The organism is Tritonibacter aquimaris (genome assembly GCF_009617595.1).
Classification (GTDB): Bacteria; Pseudomonadota; Alphaproteobacteria; order Rhodobacterales; family Rhodobacteraceae; genus Epibacterium; species Epibacterium aquimaris.
Map to the genome: position 1 here is coordinate 148,387 of NZ_WIXK01000004.1, position 25,847 is coordinate 174,233.

Below are 25,847 nucleotides of genomic sequence, written 5' to 3' on the forward strand. Positions count from 1 at the left end.
ATGCGCATCATTGCCTTTCCCATTGTTGTCACATCGCTTCTTGCCCTCGCGGCCTGCGAGCCGAGCGTGCCGGACAGCGGGGCAGGCGTGATAGAGGGAAGACCTGCCCCAGGTTCCACCATCACAGGTGAACCTCTGGTGCCTGCTGCACGTATCTCAACCGAGCCATTGCCCTCTGCCAATCGCGCACAAGCGCAAAGCCCGGGCTTTGGCTCATCGGTTGCCTTGCCCGCCCCCACTGGGGTTCACAGCCAATCGGCGGGCGAAAGCCTGCCTCCGGCGCGGATCTTTGGCACAGAAACCACGGCGTCGAGCAGCGATATCGCCCGCGAGACAGCCGCGGCACTACAGTCGGCGCGATCAAACTCTGGCATTGCACCGCTCGAAGCTTCGCCGTCAAATCCGGCACCGCAGATCATTGGCAATCCGGGCATCTCGGATGAAAACGACTTTACCGCTGTCTCTGCGCGTCAGTCGATCGAAAGCGATGCAGCGCGGCTTGAACGTAACCGTGAGAAATTCCAACAGGTTACGCCAACAGCCTTGCCACAACGCGATGGCGAAAGTGACCCGAATGTGGTGCGCTATGCGCTCAGTACGTCGCATCCAGTAGGGACACGCGTCTACAGCCGCTCTGGCATTAACCTGCGCGCGCGCTCACAGCGTAACTGCGCGCTGTTTCCTTCAGCCGATGCGGCACAGGTTGAATTTCTACGCAACGGTGGCCCCAAACGCGATCGCAAGGCGCTGGACCCGGATGGGGATGGCTACGCCTGCGGCTGGGATCCACGCCCGTTCCGCCTGGCGGTTGGCAACCGCTGATCGATGTCAGGCCTGACGCCGCTCCTGCACCCCAGCCCCAATTTTGGCCCTCGTCGCGGCGGGCAGAAGCCAGAACTGATTGTGCTCCATTACACCGCGATGGGCAGCGCCGAGGCCGCGCTTGAACGCCTGTGTGACCCACAATATGAGGTGTCGGCGCATTATCTCATCGCTTCTGATGGAGAAGTCTATCAGCTGGTGGATGAGACCATGCGCGCCTGGCATGCTGGCGCGGGTGAATGGTGCGGGCAGGGGGATGTGAACTCGCGCTCCATCGGCATTGAGCTCGACAACGCGGGTGATCATCCGTTTGCTGAACCTCAGATGCGCGCGCTGGAAGATCTCGTGAAAGGTATCATGCAACGCTGGCAGATCCCTGCACATGGGGTGATTGGCCATTCAGATATGGCACCGGGGCGCAAAATTGACCCGGGACCGCGTTTTGACTGGCTGCGCCTCGTGCACCAAAACCTTGCAGCGGTCTCTGGCGATAGCGCAGCACCTCAGGATGTCAGCTGGACGCGCTTTCGCAAGTTGGCGCAGGACGCTGGCTACACCTGCGATTGTTCTGATCAGGATCTGCTTGCAGCTATTCGCCTGCGACATCGCCCGCATGGCATAGGTCGGCTTGCAGCTGCAGATCTGGCAGCCCTACCCAAAGGGCATTCACCTTTTTAAAAATACTCTGGGGTGAATGCGCAGCAGAGGGGCAAAGCCCCTGAGTTTACAGCCTTTGAAACCTTCGTCCAAACCTTGCATTGACGCGCCTGCGCAATGGGCGTAGGCAAGCCCCGCACAGAAGGCCGGACGGTCGCGTTGCCGCAAGGCGCGAGGAAAGTCCGGGCTCCACAAGGCAACGGTGCCGGGTAACGCCCGGGCGGGGTGACCCGACGGAAAGCGCCACAGAAATGAAACCGCCTCGCACGCCGGGGTAAGGATGAAACGGTGGGGTAAGAGCCCACCGCGCCGCTGGTAACAGTGGCGGCACGGCAAGCCCCACCGGGAGCAATGCCAAATAGGGTCCCCGCGCGGGTTGGTCGGGCAACCGATACCACCGCTAGGCATGCTTTGACCGAGAGGGACCGGGTTGGCAGCTAGAGACATTTGGCAACAGATGTCGCAGATGAATGACCGTCTACGGGCGCCATGTGCGCCCTGGACAAAACCCGGCTTACAGGCCTTCTGTGCTATTTAAATCAGCGGATCATGTCGGTGAAACCCTTGCTGGTGCCCCGACTGCGTGCACCGCGCAGCTGGTCGCCGGAAATCTCCATCAGCTGACGGTCGGTGTTCTTGCTGTGGCTGCTCAGGGTACGACACCAATAGCCCTCGCGCCATTGCCATACAGCATCAAGTTTCTTGCCACCCAAATTGCCGCTGTCTTTCCTGTTCCAATTCGCGTCTGCTCAAGATTGTGGATGAAAGCGGGGAAAAACCAGGTCCGAGCTATTGACTCCAAGCGCTACCCGTTTAAAAGCGCATTCTCATATGGAATTTACCGAAAGGCCCCTGCCTTTTCGGACGCAGGAGAAGCGCCATGGCGAAGCCGACGACTATTAAGATCCGCCTGAACTCGACCGCGGGCACGGGCCACTTTTATGTGACCAAGAAAAACGCACGCACCATGACCGAGAAAATGGTTGTGCGTAAGTATGACCCGGTTGTGCGCAAGCACGTCGAGTACAAAGAAGGCAAAATCAAATAAGCCTTCCGGTCTTATCTAGATCAAAAAAGGGTCGTGCATTGCACGGCCCTTTTTTATTGAAAACTGACGCGCCTGTTTATGATGCTCAAGCGGTTCTTAGTTCCTTTGCGGCTAGCGTAGGAAACGGCAGATGGTCTGCCGTGTGATACGCGGGGGCGGCGATGAAACGAGGTTTGGCCTATGTAGCGCTGATCACAGCTGCGCTTCTGGCTGAGGTCGTGTTCAGCAATCATCTGCCTGCGCTGACACAGCTTCCTGTTGTGCCTGCGCCAAACCATATCGATATTGATCCCCTTTAAATCGCGTTCCGTGCAAGGGGGGGTCTTGCGGGCAATCCGCGTTAAAGCACCTGTTCGGCCACAATAACGCTGGGCTTTAACCCCATCGCCTGCATCAACCCGGCAGAGGCCTCGTTGAAGGGGGCATAGGTTGTCCGCAGCGCCTTGGCACCAGCCTCTAGCGCGGCATTGCGAACCTCAGCCACCAGAGCCTGTCCAATCCCCATACGCCGCATCGTATCCGAAACCGCGATGTGATGCAGCATGGCGCGCTTGCCACCAGCGACCACAGGCAGGTCAGGGCGCTCCTCAATTTCATAGATTGCATAGCCCAGGATGCCACCTGTGGGGCTTTCTGCACCAAGCGCCACAATGTTGTCACCAGAGAGCCAGCTGCTGAGCCATGTGGTCAGCGCATCCTCATCCGGGTCTGCCTTATAGCGTTCTGGCTGATGTAATACATGCAGCGCATGAAGGTCGTTCAGCAGCGGAATAAGCCGCTCTGCCTGCTCAGCGGGGATCGTTGTTATTCTCATTAAATGTCCAAGGGGCCTTTGCCCTTGCTCCCTTTTGGATAATTGCGGTGGGGTAGAAATAAAAAGGGCGGGTCCAACCTGGCCCGCCCTTCGCTGTTTAGCTTGTGAAACGCGCGATTACTCGCGGTTGCCGAACAGTTGCAGCAATTATGTATTGTGAAAAAGCGTAAGTCATCTGTATCAGTCAGTGTTTCCAAAGGGTTGCTTGGTTTTTCGGTATGGATTGTATGTCTGCGATTTTCCGGAAGTTGTAAAAGTATTCTTATTTTTCATAGCGTTTTCAAGAGGTAATGGTTTTGGTGGTGTAATTTTCTGGCTTGATTTCAATCCATTGGTCGAAGCCACCGGGTAAGAAGCGTTGCTGGCCGCAGCGGGGAGGCAGTGTTAGAATATCCTGAGGTACCGTGTAAATGTCATCACCACGAATGGAGGGGCAATGAGCTTGTCGGCCGAAATCAGCGGTTTCGAATGGATGGTCATTGCTTCCATGGTTTTGGTAACCTTGGCGGCTTTGTCTTGTTTGTATTTCCTGCTCAAAACCTCTGGGCGGGACCCCATCATTGATCCCAAGCTGGCGGAGAAGTTCCGGCAGGACGCTCCTTACGGGAAATTGGCGGAAGTTCTGGAGCCTTCCAGAGGACAGTCGATGTAGCCGGGTACATTGCATCTACGTTGCCAGGAAAGTCTTTGGCGTTTGTTCTTGCTCCAGATCCAGCCCGCTGGCACAGCTCTGATCTGCAACGTTTTTATCTGAGCAGGGTACACATCTTCTCGAGAGAGGCGGCCTCCTGTCCAATATGACATTGCGGATTTCGAAGGTTCCTTCCAAGCTTTCAGCCACTTCTGTTGGAACTCGTATAGCGGTCATGTTACGTCTGCCCGCATAGCCGGATGCGAAGCTTCTCCAAGAACTCGCTTCTGAAATTCAGGTTTCAATCCAATCGACTGTTGGTAGAACCTTACCAAGACTTATAAGGGCCAGCAGCGTGACTGACGAACAAAAGAAGAAGCTTGAGCAAAAGCTCTGGGACATTGCCAACGTACTCCGGGGGCGGATGGATGCTGATGGTTTCCGCGACTACATCCTGGGTTTCATTTTCTACAAGTACCTGTCGGAACGCTTGAATCTCTATGCCGACAAGATCCTCAAAGCCGATGGTTTGACCTTTGCAGACCTTGATGAGAATGATGCTGTTCATATTGGCATTCTCAAAGCGGTCGAGGAGAACACGATCGAAGCGCTGGGATATTTCCTGAAGCCTTCCGAACTGTTCAGCGCCATCGCGGCCAAGGGCGCTCAGCCAAATACCTTCATTCTCTCTGATCTGGCAAAGATCCTGAACAACATCCAGAAATCCACCATGGGCACGGAGTCCGAGGATGATTTCGACAACCTGTTTGAAGACCTGGATCTGAGTTCAAGCAAGCTTGGCCGCACTGAAGAAGCCAAGAATACAGTTATCGCCAAGGTGCTTGGGCACCTTGATGCAATCGACTTCCAGCTTCAGGACGCCAAGTCTGACGTCCTGGGCGATGCTTACGAATATCTCATTGGGCAGTTCGCCAGCGGGGCGGGCAAGAAAGCAGGGGAGTTCTATACGCCCCAGCAGGTTTCGACCATCCTGGCTCGGATCGTGACCACGGGCAAAACTCGCCTTCGCTCTGTTTACGACCCCACTTGCGGATCCGGGTCCCTGTTGTTGCGCGTGGCCCGCGAGGTTGAGCACGTGGGGGATTTCTTTGGTCAGGAATTGAACCGGACCACCTACAACCTCGCGCGGATGAACATGATCCTGCATGGGGTGCATTACCGGAATTTCGATATCCGGCAGGAAGATACGCTGGAACATCCCCAGCATGACGGGCTGTTGTCCGAGGCCATCGTGGCCAATCCGCCGTTTTCTGCGAAATGGTCGGCCAGCAAGATTTTTGAAAGCGATGACCGTTTCTCGGAATATGGCAAGCTCGCGCCCAGTTCCAAGGCGGACTTCGCCTTTGTCCAGCACATGCTGCACCATCTGGACGAAGACGGCACCATGGCAGTGGTGCTGCCTCATGGGGTGCTGTTCCGCGGTGGTGCAGAGGGTGCGATCCGCGAATTTCTCGTGGGGACCAAGAACTGGCTGGATGCGGTGATCGGCCTTCCGGCGAACATCTTCTACGGCACCGGCATCCCGACCTGCATCCTGGTTTTCAAGAAATGCAAGGAGCACGAAAACGTTCTGTTCGTCGATGCCTCGACCTGTTTCGAGAAGGGCAAGAACCAGAACAACCTGCGCGACGAAGATGTTGACCGGATTGTCGAGGCTTATCGTTTGCGGGCCGAGGAAGAGCGTTTCAGCCACCGCGCCACCCTGGAAGAGATCCGCGAGAATGATTTCAACCTGAACATCCCCCGCTATGTGGACACGTTTGAGGCGGAACCAGAGGTGGATTTGGAGGCTGTCACGGCGCGGATCCATGATCTGAATGTTGAGATGAAGCAGGTGGATGAAACACTCCGCGAATTCTGTGCCGAATTGGGGCTGGAGGCACCAGTATGAGTGCTGTGCAAAGGACTTTCCCTAAGTCTGTACAGCCGGGCATTCCACACCTGTCAGCCACGCCTGTAGGCTGGACGAAATACCGGTTCGGGGATCTTTTTGACGTTGTAAAACGGCCCCTTGAGATGAAAGACGACGCGGAATATGACTTGGTGACGGTCAAGCGTTCGCGTGGAGGAATTGAACATCGCGGCCGTATGCTGGGACGCAAGATATCCGTGAAAACACAATTTCACATTCAGGAAGGAGACTTCCTGATTTCCAAACGTCAGATCGTGCATGGTGCATGCGGGTTTGTTGGCCAAGAGTTTGATGGTTCTATTGTGTCCAACGAATATTCAGTTTTGGTACCGAAGCAGATCCTACACTTCGATTATCTCCGCTACTTGGTTCACTCGATTTACGTGCAGCAAACCTTTTTCCATTCCAGCATTGGCGTTCATATTGAGAAGATGATTTTCAAGCTGGAAGAATGGTTTAAGTGGCCCATCAATTTGCCACCCCTCGCAGAACAAGAGCGTGTAGCGAAAATGTTCCTGGCGACTGAAGGCAAAATCACGCTTCTGGCCAAGAAGAAAACCGCGTTGGAGGACTACAAGGGTGGGGTGATGCGAAGACTGTTCAGCCGCGAGCTGCGCTTCGCCAACGACGATGGCTCTGCCTTCCCGGATTGGGATGAGCGGAAATTCGGGGACGTGGTTGTTCGTGTTGGCGACAAGTTCGATCCTCGAAAAAGTGACGAGAATCCCTTTCTGGTCGAGCTCGAGAATATTGAAGGAAAGACAGGGCGAATTCTGGGCTTTTCTCGGCTTGAAGGGCAACGCAGTCTCAAAACACGGTTCGCAATTGGCGACGTCCTATTCGGTAAGTTGCGGCCGTATCTGAAGAAGCACGCCCATCCTGACTTTGAAGGCGTCTGCAGCTCGGAGATTTGGGTGCTGCGAAGCGAAGAAATTTCAAGCCTGTTTCTATTCTACTTGGTTCAAGCTGATCAGTTCGTCCGATTGGCCAATATCTCCGCTGGATCAAAGATGCCGCGCGCTGATTGGAGAGTTCTTGCGGACTCAGAATTTGAGATCCCCCACCCCAACGAGCAACGCAAAATCGCGGACTTCCTTTCCGCTATCGACGCCAAAATCACCGCCGTGTCCGCCCAGATTTCCGAAATGGAGACCTTCAAAAAGGGTCTCCTGCAAAAGATTTTTGTCTGATTTCATTCCCCAAAAGGATTTTTCATGTCCGTTCAGTCCGAAGCCCAGCTCGAAGCCGCCCTTGCCAAACGTCTCGAGGGGCTGGGCTGGCAGGCCGTCTCAATTCCTGACAGTGCGGCCCTCGCTGCGAACCTGCAAACCCAGCTGGAAGCGCACAATGGTCTGAAATTCTCCCCCGGGGAGTTCCGCACCATCCTGAACCATCTGGAGAAGGGCAACGTTTTCGACAAGGCCAAGACCCTGCGCGACCGGTTTGCCTTGCAGCGGGATGATGGCACCACGGCCTGGGTGGAGTTCTTCAACAAGACTGAATGGTGCCGCAACCGGTACCAGGTCACGACGCAGGTGACCCAGGAAGGGGCCTACAAGAACCGCTATGACGTGACACTGCTGGTGAACGGCCTGCCGCTGATCCAGATCGAGCTGAAACGCCGTGGCATTGAATTGCGCGAGGCCTTCAATCAGATCAACCGATACCAGAGGCACAGCTTTGGCGCCGGCAACGCCCTGTTTCAATATGTGCAGCTGTTCGTGATCTCGAATGGCGTGAGCACTAAGTATTACGCCAACAACCGGCACCAGGATTTCAAGCAGACCTTCTATTGGGCTGAGGAAGACAACGAACCGATCAAGAGCCTGGACAAGTTTGCAGACGGCTTCCTGGAAAAGTGCTTCGTCTCGAAGATGATCGCCAAATACATCGTTCTGCATGAGAGCGACAAGATCCTCATGGTGCTGCGCCCCTATCAGTACTACGCGGTCGAGCGGATCCTGGATCGGGTCATGAAGGGGCGGAAGAACGGCTATATCTGGCACACGACCGGGTCGGGCAAAACGCTGACGAGCTTCAAGGCTGCCCAGGTGGTGATTGAGAATCCCAAGGTGGACAAGGTTGTCTTTGTCGTGGATCGGGCGGATCTGGATTATCAGACGACGAAGGAGTTCAACTTCTTCTCACCTGGATCAGTGGATGGCACAGACAACACCAATCAACTGGTCAGGCAGCTCTCTGGTGAAACCAAGCTGATTGTCACGACGATCCAGAAGCTAAACACCGCCATCACCAGAGAGCGCCATGAAAAGGCCCTCCAGGACGTGAAAGATCAGCGGGTGGTCTTCATCTTCGATGAGTGTCATCGCTCTCAATTTGGGGACACCCACAGGAACATCGTCGCATTCTTTTCCAAGGCTCAGCTGTTTGGCTTCACGGGCACGCCGATCCTCAAAGAGAACGCCGTGGGCAAGCAAACCACGAGAAAGCTCTTTGATGAGCCACTCCATAAATATGTCATCACCGACGCGATCAGAGACGAGAATGTCCTGCGGTTCTCGGTTGAGTACTGGGGCAAGCTTCGGCGCAAGGATGGATCTCTGATCGGCGACGAGGAAGTTGCAAGCCTTGATCTGAAGGGCTTCTTCGAAGACGACAGGCGCATCGGCAGCGTTGTCGACTGGGTGATCCAGAATCACGACAGGAAGACACACCAGCGTCAGTTCAGCGCCATCATGTGCGTTGGTTCCGTAGAGGCCCTGACCAAATACTATGAGGCGTTCAAGAGCAGGAAGGAAGCAGGCCTGCATGATTTGAAGGTCGCCACCATCTTCACGTTCGCTGCGAATGAAGAGGATGCTGAGGCTAACGGTCTGATTGGTGAAGCAGACGTGACTGGCGGCCCGGTCAACACGCAGACCCAGCATAGCCGGGATAAGCTGGCCTCCTATGTCTCCGACTACAATGCCATGTTCGGCACCAACAATAGCGTCAAAGATGGCAAGGCCTTTTACGTCTATTACAAAGGCTTGGCCAAGCGCATGAAATGGCGGGACAAGAAGGATTTCGTGCCCGAGAAGGGCATCGACATCCTGTTGGTCGTCAACATGTTCCTGACCGGCTTCGACGCCAAGACGTGCAATACGCTCTATGTGGACAAGAACCTGAGATACCATGGTCTGATCCAGGCATTCTCGCGTACCAATCGCATTCTTGGGCAGGTGAAATCACAGGGCAATGTTGTCTGTTTCCGGAACCTGAAGGAAAAGGTCGATGACGCCATCGCGCTTTTCTCAAACCGGGATGCAAGTGACCAGATTCTGATCGAGCCGTATCAAGTACATGTCGATCAGTTCAACAAAGCCGCCATGGATCTCTTCCAGATTGCGGCTACACCGAATGCTGTCGACAAGTTGGAATCTGAAGAAGACATACTTGCTTTTGTCAGGGCCTTTCGTGAGCTTATGCGGATCCGGAACGTCCTGTCGACGTTCGCTGAATTCTCGACAGAGGACCTGGTTCTCGATCCGCAAAGGTTCGAGGACTATAAGAGCAAATACTTGGACATCCATGATCGTGTGAAGGCCAACAAAGATGACGATCAAAAGGCGTCGATAGTCGATGAAGTCGATTTTGAGCTGGAGTTGATCCGGCGCGACAACATTAACGTCGCCTACATTCTCGCGCTGTTGGCATCAATGTCGTCCGGGGATGCGGATGACGCAGAAGACGCTGAAGCCAAACAGAAAGCTGTTCTCGACCTGCTTGGGTCGGAGCCGCGCTTGCGAAGCAAACGTGAACTGATCGAGGAGTTTATCTCATCCTATCTTCCTAAGTCGAAGTCAGAGGAAGAGACCATCGAAACCTTTTGGAAATTCTGGGAACAGAAGCAGACTGAAGCCTTCGAAACGCTGTGCTCTGAGGAGGATTTGGACCCGGATCGTTTCAATGGGCTGTTGGAGGCATTTCAGTTTTCGAACAAAGCTCCCCTCACTGACGAAGTTCTACAAGCGGTGCGCACTCAGCCAGGAATTCTGACGCGAAAGTCTGTTGCCGAGCGTATCATCGCAAAGATGGTCAGTTTCCTCGAGAGGTTTCAGGAAGGTCTGGGGGAAATGCGTTAGGCTTGGACACTGTTGGTTTGGGTAGGCAGTAGGGAAGGGTAAGCGAATTTACCTGGAAAAACATCATGGTGATCATGCGCCCCTTAGCACGGCAATCGCCCGCCCCGCTACGCGAGATATAGGCTCTGCGAGCCGAACGATTGCTCGACCTGCCCGAATGGAAGCCAACACCAACTTGTCGTCCAGAGCGCACAGAAAATTTTATTCATGCATGAATAGAGCGGAGCAGGGCACCGCTTAAAAGATATCGATGATCAGGGGCAAGGGGCGTCGAGGCCGCAATGGGGCTCGCATTGATCGCTGTCGTGGCTGGCCTGATCTGGTTGTTTGTATTCCAAGGTCATGTTCATAGAGCTCGTCGGCCGGGATCCCCCTCTTCCAACGGCTCTTGGGATCATTGCGAAAGAATGTTCGCGTGCAAATCCTCAAGGAAACGTGCCTCATCGCTGTTGCAAAGCTCATTACCCAGAATCGTCGAGGTGATATAGTTTGCGCGGGTTGAATGGAGAGAGATGAATAATGGACGATCGAGCGCTGATTTCCGAAATCAACAGAATATTGGATGAGCATGGTCTTGAGTATGGCAAGCGAGACGCTGCTATTGGCGTCCTCTGGATGGTATTGAATCCGGCCTCAACGTCGACATCAACAAAGAAGATTTGCGACGACGGGAGTATTCTCAGTGAACAACGCTGGACTCTAACTACCAACGATCGTGCGAGCGAAATGAAAGTCGAACTCTCGTACAATAAGTAAGCGGCGTTTCCACCTCACCCAGGATCAGCTTGATAGTTGGGGGTTCCAGGGGAGGAGTGCATCGAGCCGCTCAACGGTGTGACCTGCAGCGATGGTATCGAGGGTGGCCTTGAGGTAGGCGAAGGGCTCGCTCGTTCATCTTTCCAGTGGCGATGAGCGAAGCGATGCGGCCCAGGCACGGCCGCCTTCATCATGGTCGGCAAAAACGCGTTAGAGCGATTGGACGGATTCCCAGCATCACTTCCTTCGCTTGCCTTTTCGCTGGTTTGCTGCCTGCTTTCGCCTTTGTTTTCGATTGGGCATCATTCTTCTTGGAGTGTGAGGGCGTTCAAAAAGTATCTGTGTCAACTCGGGATACTCTTCTTCATCCACATGCCGCATTGTCAGCGGCCGTTGCAGAACCCCGATTTCTTTGCAATCTTTTTGAATTTGCTCGCGTTCTACGTCGGTCCAATCGCATTGTTCGGCATAGATCAAGTCTTCAGATACACCGCGTCCTTGCTGGGGAGGTTCGCGGGAAATCCCAACGATCCGCCTGAGGTGAGGGTATTTTTCCAGGACACCACGGGCATAGATCATCGCCCGTTCGGTGCGAATTCTTCGATATTTCTCATACCCACCATTTGCATCCATCCAGTCATGATACTTGAATGTCATTATGAAGAATGCGGTTTCGTTTTCTGCTGATTGTGCCGGTGCAATCATCAAGCGGAAAAAGGCATCTTCCTTGATACTTGCCTCCAGGGCTCCCCTAATAGCTTCGCCATGAATGCGCCTATTAAAGCGCCGCTCCAAAGCCATGTAGCGAACACCGAGTTCGTTCTTGCTCAGTTCGAAGTCATGACCATCAAGCGTGATAGACGTGCCATTCAGCATATGGTCAGTGAACAAGGTAACAAAAACATCCCAAAGGTAAGAAACCTTGTCTGCGGACTTTTTGGCACGGTACTGGGGATTGGAAATCCAGTTTTGATAATGATCGCGTTCAATCGAAATCTCTGGCGCCTCGTCATCTATGACAAAATCATGGTCTCCGTCTGCATTGATTCTGATGGCATAGTAGGCAAGCAGGTTTTCTTCACCTTGAGCGGATAGGAGGCGTCCGGATCGAACAAACTCTTCTTTTTTTTCGAGGTAATCCGTGAAGTCCCGGACGGTGTCCAGTTCCCGCATAACGATATCAAGGGACACGTCATCAAGAACATGCACGAAGGATCCATCCGGGTTCACATCGCCAATGGCGAAGGGGGCCGCTTCACCTGGGTCATTTGGGCAATTCATGTTCCCCTTCAGATTGGGCTGGATCATCAAGCTGCCAGAATGGCCTTTGAAATACTCTTTGCACTGATCCGACGCGCCGCGTGCCACGATCACATGGTGGAACTTACGCTTCCCTGGTTCTGGAAAATCAATCGGAAAGGGATTTTCGCAGTTTCGATCCAGGAAGATACGATTGGGATGTTCTTCAATCCATCTTTCCGCACCTTTGGCCTGTTTGGCTGCAGCTATCACTGCCCGCTTAACCCACCGGACCCAGGCAATGGGTAATTCACCAGATGGCCACTCAATGCTCTTTTCCGAGAAAATGATTATATGATCGCCACACACTACGAGCAGATCGCAGAGTTCTTTGCCATCACCGCGCCCGTTTCCTCCAGTCTTCTGGTCTCTGTACGGGCTTGGGTAGGACCAGAGATTTAGGAAGGACTTTTCTGCGAGGCTTGCTAAGTATCTTTCGCTCTCGGTTACCCCGACCTCTTTTAATACGGGTGGTCGAAGTTGCTCTGGGCGATCATCTATTCCGGAAGGTTTTATCATCATTAAGTGGATCTAAATGGCTGTTATTCCCGTTAAAAGTGGGGGCGGGGCGCGAAGATTTCAATGAGGGCGGATGCCCTTTCTGGCTGCAAAAACAGCCCAGATCGTAGGAAGGTCAAACCCGTCACAAGAGGAGACTTTGCCCGGATGGTAGTTGCAAGAGTGGCGGAGAACGACCAGTTTTTTGGCATATCAGCTGACCATATAGGTTCCAGTAGGATTTTTTCTGATAGAGGTATTTTCTATGTGATCGGTGACGCGCTCCGGGTTGGGTTGTTCGCGTGATGGCCAAATTGCGTTCGCGCCAAATCCGTTATTAGCGTCGTGCGGCGGGAGGCATCAAAGGAATGCGTGAGGGACGCTCGTAGCTGAGATAGCTCACCAAGAACAACGACCTTGGATGTTGCCCTGGTTATTGCAGTATAGATGAGTTGCTTGCTGCTGATGCGGCTTCGCGTGTGCGGAAATATCACCTTTGAAAACTGACTTCCCTGGGCCTTGTGGACTGTGATCGCATAAGCCAGATCCAGTGCATTTGTATCAGCCTGTTCGATCCACTTTTCTTCCCCTTCAAAATCAATCAGCAGCCGGTTTTCTGCCAGTGTCAAAACAGTTCCCAGGGTGCCATTCATCAGATCGAGACTGTAGTCGTTTACTGTCCAAATCACTGGTTCACCTGGGCAAAAACCAAACCTCTCAGGCATTCCCTGAGTGCGGTCAGCGTGGAAGATGGCGTTGATAATGTTGACCCCACACGGCCCATCGCGCACGGCGCTGATGATCTGCGCAGATGGCATCTCGCGCTGCAGATTAAGCAGTTTATCGGTCATTTCGTTTAGTGGGCACGGAACGAAATGCACTCCTGATCCCTCACGATGAAACTCCTGAAACTCTGGCAATTGTCCATTTCGGATGGCGCGGGATGCCGCAGGAATCCCTGTGCTGGCCGCCTGGCGGTGAACTTGATCAAGGTGAGTTTTGGGAATGCCAGAAATGTCATTCAGGGCATGTAGGATCAGGCCAAATCCAATTGGAGGTAGTTGCCCTGGGTCTCCAACAAACAGAATCCGCGTGGTTTCAGGAAGCAGCCTTAGAAGACGATACATCGTCGCCAGGTCGAGCATGGAGCTTTCATCTACCAGGAAGAGACTGCCACCTGCTTGCAAGCCCCCCTTCAGAGCCGTTTCCATAGACACGATTGTTTGAGCAGGTTTGCCGGTGGCTTCAGTCATTCGCCTTGCCGCTCGTCCAGCAAGTGCTGCTTGTAACACCGGGACACCGAAGGCCTCTGCTAAGGCGTGGATGGCCTTGAGGGCAGTTGTCTTTCCTGTTCCAGCGCTGCCGGTCATGATACTGACAGGTTCTTGGGCTGCCATGATCACTGCATTTCTTTGCTCGACATTGAGGTTGAGCTGATACTCAGCTTCGAATTCACATAGAATGCTGCCAAGTTTGCGTTGATCGGCTCCAGAGAGAAAATCTGGCTGGGAAGAGCATGTGAGAAAGCGGTGCGCCAGGTCGTTGAGTATGAACTGTTCCATGACCGAAGTGCCGACCCCGGCTATGAGATTGTTCACAGTGACAATGGCGCCGTTGACTTCGGCCGCAGCCACAGCCTTTTCTGCAAGAGCTGAGTTGCACTCGAGGAGTTTTGAAAGGCGTTTAAGAAGATCGCCGCGTTCTATTGCTGTGTGCCCACGATCCAATTGCCCAAATATGACGGCTTCGACTGCTCCAACAAGACGCCGCTCATCATGAGGTGGGATTTGGATGGCACGAGCGAGACGCTCTGCGGTTTTCCAACTTGTAAAGGCCAGGATTCTGTATGGGTTTTCCTGCATGCGCTCGGACAGTTCGTTGCCATAGATTGCACTCAGACGACTGGAGAGCGAAGCAGGGAGGCCGAGAGCGTCACACCACCGCCAGGCAGCTATCTCTGTTTCCAGGGTCTTCCAAGCGTCTCGCGCGGTGCGCGCAAGATCCTCGCCGATGAGTGCTCCTATCTGAGGATCTGACGGATCATTAAGTGCCGTATAGATTTCTTCACCCAAGTTTGCCCACAGTGCCTTCGCTTTTGCGCGGCCGATTCCTGGGCAATTGGGGCCTTCCAGAAACGACAGGACCATTCTACCTGCTGGCTTGCTCAACACCGCATGTTGCACCTGCACCTGCCGCCCATACTTGGGGTGATTTTGGACGACTCCTGAAAACTGCCAGCACTCTCCCGGGACAGGCATGCGCGGCAGTACTGAAGCCCGGGAAACCGCGCGGTAGACTTCGCCGTCAACCAGAACATTCATGACCGCACCGCCACATTGTCCTGCCCAGAGAACTTTCTGGATCTCGCAGATCTTGGTCATGGGATCACTCGCTTCCCCATTGTTATCATCTGTTCAATATGCTTGAGGCTTCTGATCCTGGCGCGTAGGTCCATGTTTTCAGACGCTAAAACCGCATTTCGTGCTTCGAGCCTTCTGACGCGACGTTCCAGGGCTTTTTCATTTTCACTTCTTTCCCCGACTGACTGGATTTCAATGCCCTCCAATCTTTTTTTGCGGAGAGCGTCTTCGAGCAGTGCTTTTGCCCTGGGATTTCTGTACAGCACCTGACGGTCAATCCCGGCGGCTTTGGCGATAGCAGTCACGCTTACTTTTCCGCCGCGAGCGGGTAGTGCCCCGGCTTCGGACAAATAGGCTGAAAGCCGTGCGATATTGTCATCTGCCTTTGCCTTGCTCATGTGCTGTCCTTTGTTGAAAGCTTGACGACATTGTTCTTTCGAGGCGGAATACCTTCGACTGGGGCCTCGCATAGAACGCAACGCCCATCTTCGTTAGAGCGTTTGCGCACTACTGCCTCGACAAGCTCACCGGCTGTAACACTGGCACCGTATATATGGTCAAATATGTTCTGAAGATCCCTCATCAGCGCCGCGTTCCTGGCCTCCAACTCTGAGATCTTCTGGTCCTTGCGGTGCAGTTGATCTTGCAGAAGGTCGATCGCAGCTTGGCCATCGACGCGACGGCGCTCCGCCTTCAGCCGATGAAGAAGTGCCTCGATGAAGGGTTCGTGCTTGTAAAGCGTCGGGCGGCTTGTAGAAAGCTCCTTGGCCAACGCTGTCATGCTGAGCTTGAAGGGGGTACCCTCTTTCGTTGCCTTGCTATGAGCTTTTCGGATGGCGGCCTCAATCCTGGGATGCCACTTGGCGCATGTTTTCCTCATTGCGAATCTCCCTGACACAGAAGGGCCGCGGTTGACTGCATGATGGTTTTGAAGTGCTTGAATTGTGGGGTATCGGTCATCTCGTCTTCTTCGAGCCACTCAAGCATCGCAGCGGCATTATCGTGGATGCGCCTTATTTCTCTGAGCTGTTTCGTGTCTGCTTTATCCACAATCAGGAATGAGCATGGCCTGCCAATGGCGACACCATCAGCCTGGCAACTGAAACAGCTGAGGTGATGAGGGCATGGGTCCGTAACCAGATCCTTCGCGCAAAGACCGTGTGGCATCACATTCAGTTGCCGGGTCATCGCTTGAAGGTAGTTTTCTGCTTCGTTGCGATTGGTATCCGCCAGTGATCGAAAGGTATCCGAGATGTGCCCGGTGATGGCGTCGTTATTGATCCCATGACCAATTGCTTCCCGTCTTTCTTCGTTTGTCATTTGGTTGTATGGAGAGTTTCCTCTTGGGGTGTGCCGGTTGAAGAGTGTGGCAATCTGGACCTGTGTCAGCCCGCCACGATGGTATGCAGTATTGAGCCAATGGCGGATGTCATGGGACGTGAATTTGGCGACCTCACCAGTTTGAGGTTCGATTATTCTGAACCGGTCAAATATGCTGGATTGTCCTGCCCGGCCTCCCAGCCAGTGAATGAATTGGCTGGTTTCAATAACCTTGAATTGATCTGTTTTTGTTTGGTGAACGCCGAAGAGGCGTTTGGGGATCACCATCAGGGCTTCATCAACATATAGAACCGCCCTTCCATCAGGATTTTTCAGCAGCACTGGGCGCTCGCGTGCGTAGTCACGCTCCAGCTGCTCATTCCGATCCGGCAGGGGGAAGATACGACCCTCGGCTTGTGCTTCAAATGCTAAAAGCATCAGTTTTTCCAGTTCCGAGGATCGCTTCTTTTGGCCAGAGGCAAACCCGATAGATTGAAAGAACTTGTACTGGTTCAGCACACGCTGATCTCGCAACCAGTTTTTTTTCGACCGGGAACAAGTCCTCGCGTACAACTGCCCTTTCCGGCTGGCTTCTTGTTGGGCGCACAGGTCCTGGAAGGTGTCCCAGGAAAGGCTCAGTTCATTGGTGGTTTTATTGACCGCGCCTCTATTTTTTTTGAGAATCCCAAGAACGTCGATCCATTCGGCGCGCCCAAAGTGCCATGCCGCATCGGGATTGATTAGCTTGTGTCTCGGATCAGCCGTCCAAAAGTGTATGAACTTCTTGGTAAAATACTCGAGTGCTTCTTGGTTTTTAAGAACAGCTGGCCAGTCAGGTTCACTTGAAGATGCCCACGATTTTGCGATCTGCCGACCAGGATCAGTGATTGCGCGAATCTCAGAAATGGCGCTTTCTACGACCTCTTTGAGCTGAGATGGGACCAAACGTGGAGCTGTTAAACCACCCTTGGCTTCAAAGCTACGGACGAACAGAGTACCTTCGTCATAAAGGAGGCAATCTTCTGGAAGGCTGAGCAGCTCAGACACACGGAAGCCACAGGCCGTGTTCAGAGCAAAAGCGTGCACAAAAAATCTGTCCTCGATGGAGAGTTCTTCTCGATGACGCAAGTGTAGAATCTGTGCAAGCACCTCGTCTGAAATCAGTTTCTGACGACGTCCCTCTTCGCTTCCTGCTGCGCCATGTCTGATAGTGGATGTTTTGGCTGGTCGATAGAAAACAGGTAAATCGAACCACTCTGACAGGAAGTTTGTCACTTTCTGTAGCTTTCTGAGAGAGTTACCAGGTGATTTGTACGATTTTATGATGGCCCTTTCACAATTCTGAATGTCAGAATTGGTGATGACCGTCAGGAGGCGTGCTCCCAGGATTTCGCTGAGGAGGGCTGCAACTTTCACAATGCCAATTGGATGGTTGGGCCCGATCCTTCTTGTTGCTCTTGAATGAAGCACGAGAAGCTTGATCGCAACTCTGAGTTCAGGATTGGCAATGCGGGAAAAATCAATTGTGACGGTTCCGGTCCGATGCGCATGTTTTCCCCAGCTCCAAGTGTTCCAGCTGTCATCTTCAAACTTGCAACTGCCTGGCAGGTAGGCTTCAAAGTCCAGTGCTCTGGCTTGTCTGTGACGAGGAAGGGTCTGCACAAATTCATCAAACCTGAGAGTTTTTGGTTCAATCATTTTTGGGGGCTCCTAACTGCCGTGCCTCTACGATGCCGCGTTCTATGCGTGCGAAATCGTCGAGGGCCTTTGATTGCGTTGCGGAAGGTTCAGAGCTGCGCCACTTTTCGTATTCTTTCTGGACGAAGGCGCGGTTCGCATCCTCGTCGGTGTCTCGAAACTTTAGAAAGAAGGGACAACCGTTGTAACACGAGAAAAATGGGTGTTTCGGGCACGATTCTGCGGAACCGCATTGACCAACTATTGCAATGTTCGTTGGATCCGGTCGAACAATCGGTTTGGATATTCTTCCTTTCGGCTTGTCTATGATTTTTCCTTTGAAAAACGCGTCGCTGAGATCCGCGAAGACCCCTCCAAGTGCCTCATCCACTCTTTCGAGGGCTGGCGTCATGTCGTTTCCAACTGCATCGAGGTAGGAGAGGGCTGCGCCATCGCTCATATGCTCGAGCATCGCCTGGATGTCGCCCTTGGAATATCCTTTCCTGGCCATCTGGGTCGCAACTGTGTGCCGTAGCCTTGTGGTGGTTACCTTCAAAACCTCACCTGTTCGAGGGGAGACCACATTATTCCTTCGAAGCCATCCACCTATGAGAGGTGCTACTGTTCCGGAATGCCTTGGACCCTCGATGCGGCTTTGTGTCGTCAAAGGAGTGACGAAGAAATAGCCGAACACTTTCTGCGCCACGGCAACTTCGGCCCGGTCAGAATATCGTTTTAGGTCAATGTATAGATCGTCCGAGATCGGCCAAAGTCCTGGAGCCTCATTGCGTTGGCTTTTTCCGCCCGGAATTTGGATGAATTTTTGATATCGTTCGTCTTCGGAATATGCCGTGAGAGCATCAGCAGGCGCGTGCAGTAACTGACCCGCGCGTTTGCCCACTGCCACCGCGGTCCGCAAGTAAACTCTTATGAAATGATCATGGTTGGATTCGTCGGGCGAAAATGTCTGCAAATGAGCGCGCAAGCGTTCAAGCTCTGATGTGGTCAGCGCACCTCTTGCTGCATCCCATTGTCGAACTGATGGAAGAGCGCCACTAAAACTGTCCGCTACTTTGATCTCGGCAAGCAGCCTGGATGAGCGAAGAGATGTCCCCTTCAGAGATCGTACCGCGAGAGTTCGATATAGTTCCCTGAAAGTGGATGCTGCGTGCTTGTTCATGCCCGCGAATAGCTTGACGAGACAACTGTCATCGATCGCCGAAAAGTCGCCCACTTGAGAAAGGCCATTGTGCTTCCATTCTTGAGATAGATTGCCAATCATGTGTCGAACCATCGACAAATAGCTCGGAGCGCTTTTGTGTAGCTTGATGGTTGTGGCCTCCTTCAGGGCGTCGATGATTTGAAGAGGTAAATCAACTCCATCCCAATTTAAGTGATGCTGGACCCCATTGTGTTTGGCCCGCCAAACATCTTGATCGATCCGGATCATGACCGGTCTTTGGGCTTCGAAGCGGCATTCAACGAATATGGACCCATCAGGCCCCACGAACAGATCAGTTTCAGGATCATGGGTGAGTGTGCTGCTTGTAGTCATGAAAGTATCTCCCAGGATGGTTTTTGGGATGGTTGAGAGAACTCAAACGCAGCTTGGCGAGCTGCGTTGCGTCTTGCTGTGTTTGTGTAGATGAGGAGGCTTTCGTCAGAGAGCCATCCACCCCAATACTTCATCTGCTGACGGGCCCGTTCGCGGTCTGAGGGCTCAAGAATATGATCTGTGGCGGCGTAGACTCGGTTAAAGAAAGAGTGCCTGCATTTATGCCAATGGAAGTCGAGACCGAGCTCGGTGGAGATTTTGTCCGCTACATATTGGGCGGTGCTGCGAGATAGCGGTGCGCCGCTTTTGGCTATGAAGACATAGGGATGTGAGAAAGAGGTTCTTCGGCGCATTGTACCGCGTTTTTTGTTGAAAACCTCAATCCAGCGGTGTTCGGCCACATATTTTGCGAAGAGATCGGGGAAGCTGCTGTTTGCGAAATACGTCCCAAGATCCCTGGAAAGGGTTTTGGGGCGAGGGGCCTTGCTTCCTCTCGGATCCGGTGGTCCGTCCCGCTCTTCAATACGAACGATTTTTAGGTAGTTTTGAGATCGAGATGGTAGATCCTGGACTCGGAGGGCCAGGATTTCACCGATCCGAAGTCCATACTCAAGGGCCATGCGCCACATGGTATAAGTCCGGAAATCGCTCGGTGCTACGCTTCCTGATATCCCCTCGAAGGCAAGCGAGCGGAGATACTGTTCGACTTCCAGGATCTCGTCATCGGTAAAGTCGTCAGCATATTTCTGATGAGGAATGTTTCCCTGTGCACCTTTCCAGAATTCCTTCTGCACCATCCGCACATCGACCAAACGGCTATGGTGTCCGTGCCGAGAGAGGGCATATCGAAGGCACCAGTCCTCGAAAGTCTGCACACCTTGCAGCTTGCTGTTGACCGTTGCCTGCTGCTCTGGAGATGGAGGGGAACCTCCACATGCAGCTCGGGATTCCAGCCAGCGCTTGAATTGCCGAATTTGAGGCTCGGTCATCGGCAGACCGTACATCAGCTGGTTGGCCACCTCGCCCTTCGTTTCTGCATCCCAGGTCAAAAGTGCTGAGACGTGCTCGAGGGCTTTGTATGATGAAGCTGGGGCGTAGGACGACGAGTGAAGGTAAGATTCGTATAGGCCGCCTATCAGATTGGACGAGTGCGTCACCCGATCTATCAGGAGATACCTTGGGCGTCCGTCTGAGATGCAGGATGTAATCTGGAAACGTAAAGGGGCAGGATTTGACACTGTAAACTTCTTTCGAGCCATTTTTCGTTCTAATTTGCTGAGAACATTGGCTAATTCTCAGAAAACGAAATTTTTTATTTTCGGCTGAAAGATATTGAACCCATCTTCTTTGGCTTGCGGGCTTAGGAGGAGGTGTTTCAGAAGTAAAAAAGCCTGCCAAGACATAGTCTTGGCAGGCTCAAGCGGTCCTGTAAGGACGAAGAAGAGGTTTACTCTCGGTTCCCTAAGAGTTGGAGCAGCATCATGAACATGTTGATGAAGTCCAGATAGAGGCTCAGCGCGCCCATGATGGCCGCTTTGCCCAGCCACTCTTGATCACCAGCATGTGCCATCTGCAGATACGTGTTTTTGATCTGCTGAGTGTCATATGCGGTCAGACCTGCAAAGATCAGCACGCCAATCGCCGATACAGCAAAAGCAAGCGCTGAGGAGGCGATGAAGATGTTGAGGATGGATGCCGCGATCAGGCCGATCAGGCCCATGATCAGGAAGGTGCCCATGCCAGAGAGATCTTTTTTGGTGGTGTAGCCCACCAAAGACAGACCCGCAAACGCGATAGATGTGATCAGGAACACCTGAATGATCGACTGGCCGGTGAAAACCAGGAAGATCCAGGAGATCGAAACACCCATAACGGCTGCAAAGATGTAAAACACCAGCTGCGCTGCCGAGGCGGACAGGCGGTTGATGCCTGCGCTAAAGCCAAAGATGAAGGCCAGCGGAGCAAACATGAGCACCCACTTCAAAGGCGATGCAAACAGTGCAACGCCCAAGCTTGTCAGGTAGGTATTGGCATTCAGCTGCGCAGCCGCAGTGGCCGGGTCGCTGGTGACAGCCAGGTTGGAAATCGCCCAGGCAGCCGCGAATGTGATCAGCATGCCGATCGACATTGTGCCGTAGACTTTGTTCATATGGGCGCGCAGGCCCTCGTCGATCTCGACCGCGCGTGTACCCGCGGCGGACCGGATGTGGTCAAATTGTGCCATTATTCAATGGTCTCCGTCGCATAAGAATTTCACCGCGGCGGGAATCCGCGCGGCGTTAAGGGAAATATTGGGGTAACTGGGGCGCTGTTCAAGTGTTTTCGCCATGATTGCAGCGGTAAAACACTCAAAAGCACGGCATTTATTCTGCTGTGACGGGCAGGGAAGGCGACAGCGGCTGCCGTCGCCTCATTTTAGTGCTGACCAAGTGGCGCTTAGCACCGGGGCAGATCCCATAGGCCGCGTGCGGCTTCGCGGTTTACCTCAGCGCGGGTAAGGCCCAGATCATCAAGGGCTTCATCGCTCAGAGCGAGCAGAGCTTTGCGTTGACGCCGAATTGCTGCAAGGTTCGCAATCAGCGAAAAGACAGAACGCCGCGCAGGGCGCAGAGCCTGGGTCGTAGTCAGATATGCCATCGTTAACCTCCAAAGAGACGAAAAATATAAAGCTTGATGGTTTTGGGTGATCCATCAATTTGCTTGATGTGTATCGCAGGATGTGAAAGATATGGAAAACGAATGTTTTTGATGTCAATCATCAGGGGGCGTGATGGTTCGGAATTTGGATATCACCACACTTCGCTCATTTGTCGCAGTAGCCGACAATGGCGGTGTGACCCGTGCAGCGGGTTTTTTGCACTTAACCCAATCCGCGGTTTCAATGCAATTGAAACGGCTCGAAGAGCTGTTGGGCCTTGAGCTGCTGGATCGCAGCGGGCGCACCATTGGCCTGACACCGGCCGGGGAGCAGATGCTTGCCTATGCCCGTCGAATGGTTGCACTCAATGATGAAGTCATGGCGCGGCTCACCGATCAGGCCTTTGAAGGTGAAGTGAACTTTGGTGTGCCACATGATGTTGTGCATCCGGTCATTCCACGGGTGCTAAAACTGTTTAACGCCAGCTACCCACGTGTGCGGGTCAATCTGGTCACCACCAATACCCGCCACCTAAAAGAGGAATTTGGCCGCGGCCGGTTTGATCTGATCCTGACAACAGAAACCGGCGCGCATGAAGGGGCAGAAACCATTCACCAGCTGCCTTTGCGTTGGGTAGGGGCCCCTGGTGGCACCACTTGGCGGCAGCAACCGTTGCAGCTGGGGTTTAGCCGCAATTGTATTTTCCGGGGCATTGCGGTCAAAGTTCTTGATCGGGCTGATATTCCCTGGGAAATGGCGCTCGACAGCGATTCTGATCGCACAGTGGAAGCAACCATCAGCGCGGATCTGGCGATTGGTATTCTGCTGGAAGGTACCCAGCCTGATCATCAGGAGCTGATCGACTCCAACGGAACATTGCCACGTCTCCCTATGCAGCACATCAATCTTTATGGCGCAGAAAATGCTCATGCACCTTTTGTCGATGAGCTGGCAAAACTGGTGCGGCAGGGTTTTGAGGCGATGGGGCCAACCTCTTTGCGTTTGGCAGTTGGCTAACGTTCAAACTTGGGAAAGCGTGGTATCGCTTTCCCATCTCGCACATCTAAGGCGGGGCCTTTATTGATTACCCATGGTGATGACCACTTTGCCGGTGGATTTGCGCTCACGCAGCAAAGAAAGCGCATCTTCAACCGCGCTCAGCGGCAATTGGTGGCTTACATGGGGGCGCAGGCTGCCATCCACATACCAGCCAAACAGCTTGCCCAGTGTTTCCTGAACGACCTGAGGGTGCGATTTCAGCAGACCACCATAATAAAGCCCAATCACAGTTAGGTTCTTCACCAACAGATGATTGGCCGGAATTTGTGGCACCTCACCACCGGCAAAGCCAATGGGCAACAGGCGCCCTCCCGGATTGGTCGAGCGGAATGCGGCAGTCCAGACATCGCCGCCGATGGTTTCATAGACAACATCAGCGCCTCCAAGGTCTTTCACCGTCTGGCGCAGATCTTCTGAAGCATCGACTAGAATATCTGCCCCTGCGGCCTGTGCGACCTTTAGTTTGTCTGCGCCGCGCGCATGGGCAATAACACGCGCCCCTAGCTTTTTGCCGATTTCAACCGCAGTCAATCCCACACCTCCGGCGGCACCTGTGACCAATAGCGTTTCCCCCGGTTGTAAACGCGCGCAGTGATCAAGCGCGAGTAAGCTTGTGCCATAGGCGATCTGAAAACCTGCTGCTTCTATCAGCGGCATTGCATCAGGTAATTGCACCGCGCGGCTTGCTTCAAAAACCCCGTATTCCGCAAGCCCGCCCTGGCCGGCAAACACGGCAACTTTTGCGCCAATGGAGAGAGTATCAACCCCCTCACCAAGCGCAACGACATGGCCCGAAATTTCCAATCCGGGCACAAAGGGATGCTGAGGTGTATCTTGGTAGCTGCCCTTTAGCATCAAGAGGTCCGCAAAATTCAGGCCGCAAGCCGCGATTTCAACTCCTATTTCCCCCGGGCCGGGTTTTTGTCGCGAAAGTTCTACCAATTCAGCTTTATTGTTGGCAGTGACTTGATATGCCTGCATATTGTTTCACCTGTGGGTTGTTTGCCAATTGATGTATTTGATTCGGCTATAAGATTAACATGCGCTATATCTTTTGCCTCTGTGGCAAAGCGTAATGGCGCTTTAGTACTATTGCATTGTCTTAAATCTTATACATTTTCCTTCATGAAATCATTACTTTGCTGCGCTCACTCGGAATTGGAAGGCGTCGAAGCTTGTATTCAACCGGAAAGAGCGTAAACTGGAATATGTGGTAGGTCTTGGATTAGGGAAGATGGGGAATTCCTGGTCGATGGCGTTGTTTTCGGGTGTGGGTCCGAGGTGGCGAGCTTCGGCAATATTCGAGTCTTCTGCGGTGGAAAACGACTAGGAGAAACCCATGGCTCACCCTGTGGACGTACATGTAGGAAAGCGTATTCGTCATCGTCGATGGTTGATCGGCATGACGCAACAACAACTGGCTGAAAAAGTCGGCATCAAATTCCAGCAAATTCAAAAATATGAAACTGGGGCCAACCGCGTTAGCGCGTCGCGTCTTTGGGATATTTCTGATGCTCTGGAAGTCCAGGTCAGCTTCTTCTTTGAAGGGCTGCAGGAAGATCAACAAACGGCAGATGGGAATTTGGTGCCGGATGATCTGATGACTGACAAGGAAGCACTCGATCTTGTCCGGTCTTACTATGCAATTCCGGAAAACCAGCGTCGCCGTTTGTTTGAATTGGCCCGTGTGCTGAGCGACGTTGCTTGATCTTTGACATCCCGATTTTTGTCCTTTGAAAAATAAGGCCGGATTTCGGGAGATCTGCAAATTACATGCAGCTAACGATATGTAAAAAGACCGTCCAGAACAGGCGGTCTTTTTTATGCAAAAACGCTTGCGAAAAAACAGTTCTGATGGCACCTGCATAAGATATGACCACAGCTATTTTCTCCGATCTCGATATTGCTCATAAACTGGCTGATGCTGCGCGCGCGGCGATCCTGCCATATTTCCGCAATCTGCCGGAAGAAGCCGAAAATAAACTCGCAGATGGGTTTGATCCGGTAACCGTTGCAGATCGTGCAGCAGAGCAGGCCATGCGTGATATCCTGGCGCAACATCGCCCCGATGATGGCATCTTGGGAGAAGAGTTTCCCAATATCGAAAGCCGCTCAGGCCGCACCTGGGTGTTGGATCCGATCGATGGCACCCGTGGCTTCATCAGCGGTACTCCGACCTGGGGGGTGCTGATTGCACTGTCAGATAAGGATGGGCCGTTTCTGGGCGTGATTGACCAACCCTATATCGGTGAACGCTTTATTGGCGGCGCAGACATTGCACAGATGGTGGGGCCGCATGGTACGCGGCACCTTAAAACCCGCACGCAGGCGAACCTGTCTGAGGCCGTGCTGTTCTCCACTTTCCCTGAGGTCGGCAGCGCAGAGGAAAAAGCCCAATTTGATAAAGTCGCAGCCTCGGTCAAACTGACCCGTTACGGAATGGATTGCTATGCCTATGCGCTTCTGGCGGCCGGGCAGGTTGATCTGGTCATCGAAGCCGGATTGCAGGCCTATGATATTCAGGCCCCCATTGCATTGATCCAGGCCGCAGGCGGCGTGGTGACCAATTGGGAAGGCGCAGTAGCCCATGAAGGAGGGCGTGTGCTTGCAGCCGCAAATGCCGAGGTTCATGCCGCCGCATTGGCGATTTTGCAAGATAGCTGACATCAGCATTGCGGCAACTCGGTGATGTGCA

24 protein-coding genes, 1 other RNA gene and 1 pseudogene are annotated in these 25,847 nt (G+C 53.2%); 13 read left to right on the top strand and 13 right to left on the bottom strand.

Translation table 11 applies throughout. The features are described 5' to 3' along the window. The 3 genes from GG681_RS09030 to rnpB all read left to right on the top strand — a co-directional run bounded on the left by GG681_RS09030 (position 1) and on the right by rnpB (position 2,012). A complete protein-coding gene (locus GG681_RS09030) occupies positions 1-822 on the top strand; it encodes a hypothetical protein (protein ID WP_153547309.1) in 822 nt (273 codons plus the stop codon). Between the two features lie 3 nt (positions 823-825). Then, on the top strand, positions 826-1,500 hold the full coding sequence (locus GG681_RS09035; protein WP_153547311.1) for an N-acetylmuramoyl-L-alanine amidase: 675 nt from the start codon (positions 826-828) through the stop codon (positions 1,498-1,500). Positions 1,501-1,617: 117 nt separating this feature from the next. Continuing rightward, positions 1,618-2,012: RNase P RNA component class A (rnpB, locus tag GG681_RS09040), an RNA gene on the top strand. A 6-nt stretch (positions 2,013-2,018) separates the two neighbouring features. Here rnpB and GG681_RS09045 read toward each other — a convergent pair. Next, the gene (locus GG681_RS09045; RefSeq protein WP_153547313.1) at positions 2,019-2,192 is read right to left on the bottom strand and encodes a hypothetical protein; all 174 of its coding nucleotides are present in this window, start codon (positions 2,190-2,192) and stop codon (positions 2,019-2,021) included. Positions 2,193-2,359: 167 nt separating this feature from the next. On the opposite strand from GG681_RS09045, the gene rpmG reads away from it, so the two are divergent. Next, complete coding sequence (rpmG, locus tag GG681_RS09050; RefSeq protein WP_007814563.1) at positions 2,360-2,527, top strand: 50S ribosomal protein L33; 168 nt, start codon at positions 2,360-2,362, stop codon at positions 2,525-2,527. A gap of 161 nt (positions 2,528-2,688) precedes the next feature. After that, complete coding sequence (locus tag GG681_RS09055) at positions 2,689-2,826, top strand: hypothetical protein (protein WP_153547315.1); 138 nt, start codon at positions 2,689-2,691, stop codon at positions 2,824-2,826. A gap of 41 nt (positions 2,827-2,867) precedes the next feature. Here GG681_RS09055 and GG681_RS09060 read toward each other — a convergent pair whose 3' ends face one another. After that, on the bottom strand, positions 2,868-3,341 hold the full coding sequence (locus tag GG681_RS09060; protein ID WP_153547317.1) for a GNAT family N-acetyltransferase: 474 nt from the start codon (positions 3,339-3,341) through the stop codon (positions 2,868-2,870). 436 nt (positions 3,342-3,777) lie between these two features. Between GG681_RS09060 and GG681_RS09065 the strand changes: the two genes are divergently transcribed. The 5 genes from GG681_RS09065 to GG681_RS17700 all read left to right on the top strand — a co-directional run bounded on the left by GG681_RS09065 (position 3,778) and on the right by GG681_RS17700 (position 10,746). Continuing rightward, positions 3,778-3,993: a hypothetical protein gene (locus GG681_RS09065; protein WP_153547319.1), complete on the top strand. Its 216-nt coding sequence runs from the start codon at positions 3,778-3,780 to the stop codon at positions 3,991-3,993. Between the two features lie 334 nt (positions 3,994-4,327). Then, a complete protein-coding gene (locus tag GG681_RS09070) occupies positions 4,328-5,884 on the top strand; it encodes a type I restriction-modification system subunit M (protein WP_328593322.1) in 1,557 nt (518 codons plus the stop codon). Continuing rightward, a complete protein-coding gene (locus GG681_RS09075) occupies positions 5,881-7,095 on the top strand; it encodes a restriction endonuclease subunit S (RefSeq protein WP_153547321.1) in 1,215 nt (404 codons plus the stop codon). Before GG681_RS09070 ends, GG681_RS09075 begins: the two co-directional genes overlap by 4 nt. A 24-nt stretch (positions 7,096-7,119) precedes the next feature. Further along, positions 7,120-9,990: a type I restriction endonuclease subunit R gene (locus tag GG681_RS09080; protein WP_153547323.1), complete on the top strand. Its 2,871-nt coding sequence runs from the start codon at positions 7,120-7,122 to the stop codon at positions 9,988-9,990. A gap of 519 nt (positions 9,991-10,509) precedes the next feature. Continuing rightward, positions 10,510-10,746, top strand: a complete 237-nt coding sequence (locus GG681_RS17700) for a hypothetical protein (RefSeq protein ID WP_194287166.1) — start codon at positions 10,510-10,512, stop codon at positions 10,744-10,746. A 24-nt stretch (positions 10,747-10,770) separates the two neighbouring features. On the opposite strand, the pseudogene GG681_RS18130 reads toward GG681_RS17700, so the two are convergent. From GG681_RS18130 to GG681_RS09130, 10 genes and pseudogenes are all read right to left on the bottom strand, one after another. Next, a pseudogene (locus GG681_RS18130) lies at positions 10,771-10,953 on the bottom strand (transposase domain-containing protein); the annotation flags it as partial. Positions 10,954-10,983: 30 nt separating this feature from the next. Then, entirely contained in the window at positions 10,984-12,567 is a 1,584-nt protein-coding gene (locus GG681_RS09090; RefSeq protein ID WP_153547325.1) for a hypothetical protein, read from the bottom strand. A gap of 239 nt (positions 12,568-12,806) precedes the next feature. Continuing rightward, a complete protein-coding gene (locus GG681_RS09095) occupies positions 12,807-14,924 on the bottom strand; it encodes an AAA family ATPase (protein ID WP_153547328.1) in 2,118 nt (705 codons plus the stop codon). Next, entirely contained in the window at positions 14,921-15,301 is a 381-nt protein-coding gene (locus GG681_RS09100) for a DUF6262 family protein (protein WP_153547330.1), read from the bottom strand. The genes GG681_RS09095 and GG681_RS09100 overlap by 4 nt, the downstream gene beginning before the upstream one ends. Then, complete coding sequence (locus GG681_RS09105; protein ID WP_153547332.1) at positions 15,298-15,783, bottom strand: hypothetical protein; 486 nt, start codon at positions 15,781-15,783, stop codon at positions 15,298-15,300. Before GG681_RS09105 ends, GG681_RS09100 begins: the two co-directional genes overlap by 4 nt. After that, on the bottom strand, positions 15,780-17,921 hold the full coding sequence (locus tag GG681_RS09110; protein WP_153547333.1) for a hypothetical protein: 2,142 nt from the start codon (positions 17,919-17,921) through the stop codon (positions 15,780-15,782). The genes GG681_RS09105 and GG681_RS09110 overlap by 4 nt, the downstream gene beginning before the upstream one ends. Next, on the bottom strand, positions 17,914-19,455 hold the full coding sequence (locus GG681_RS09115; RefSeq protein ID WP_153547335.1) for a site-specific integrase: 1,542 nt from the start codon (positions 19,453-19,455) through the stop codon (positions 17,914-17,916). The genes GG681_RS09110 and GG681_RS09115 overlap by 8 nt, the downstream gene beginning before the upstream one ends. Next, positions 19,452-20,504: a site-specific integrase gene (locus GG681_RS09120; RefSeq protein WP_194287167.1), complete on the bottom strand. Its 1,053-nt coding sequence runs from the start codon at positions 20,502-20,504 to the stop codon at positions 19,452-19,454. Before GG681_RS09120 ends, GG681_RS09115 begins: the two co-directional genes overlap by 4 nt. Positions 20,505-20,902: 398 nt before the next feature. Next, complete coding sequence (locus tag GG681_RS09125; protein WP_153547339.1) at positions 20,903-21,679, bottom strand: Bax inhibitor-1/YccA family protein; 777 nt, start codon at positions 21,677-21,679, stop codon at positions 20,903-20,905. Positions 21,680-21,891: 212 nt separating this feature from the next. Beyond that, complete coding sequence (locus GG681_RS09130) at positions 21,892-22,092, bottom strand: DUF1127 domain-containing protein (RefSeq protein ID WP_153547341.1); 201 nt, start codon at positions 22,090-22,092, stop codon at positions 21,892-21,894. A gap of 133 nt (positions 22,093-22,225) precedes the next feature. Here GG681_RS09130 and GG681_RS09135 point away from each other — a divergent pair, with 133 nt between their 5' ends. Next, the gene (locus GG681_RS09135) at positions 22,226-23,110 is read left to right on the top strand and encodes a LysR family transcriptional regulator (protein WP_153547343.1); all 885 of its coding nucleotides are present in this window, start codon (positions 22,226-22,228) and stop codon (positions 23,108-23,110) included. A 60-nt stretch (positions 23,111-23,170) separates the two neighbouring features. Here GG681_RS09135 and GG681_RS09140 read toward each other — a convergent pair whose 3' ends face one another. Continuing rightward, positions 23,171-24,133: an NADPH:quinone oxidoreductase family protein gene (locus GG681_RS09140; protein ID WP_153547345.1), complete on the bottom strand. Its 963-nt coding sequence runs from the start codon at positions 24,131-24,133 to the stop codon at positions 23,171-23,173. Between the two features lie 358 nt (positions 24,134-24,491). Between GG681_RS09140 and GG681_RS09145 the strand changes: the two genes are divergently transcribed. Beyond that, a complete protein-coding gene (locus tag GG681_RS09145; protein WP_153547347.1) occupies positions 24,492-24,860 on the top strand; it encodes a helix-turn-helix domain-containing protein in 369 nt (122 codons plus the stop codon). A gap of 164 nt (positions 24,861-25,024) precedes the next feature. Then, a complete protein-coding gene (gene hisN / locus GG681_RS09150) occupies positions 25,025-25,816 on the top strand; it encodes a histidinol-phosphatase (protein WP_153547349.1) in 792 nt (263 codons plus the stop codon). Positions 25,817-25,847: the final 31 nt, after the last annotated feature.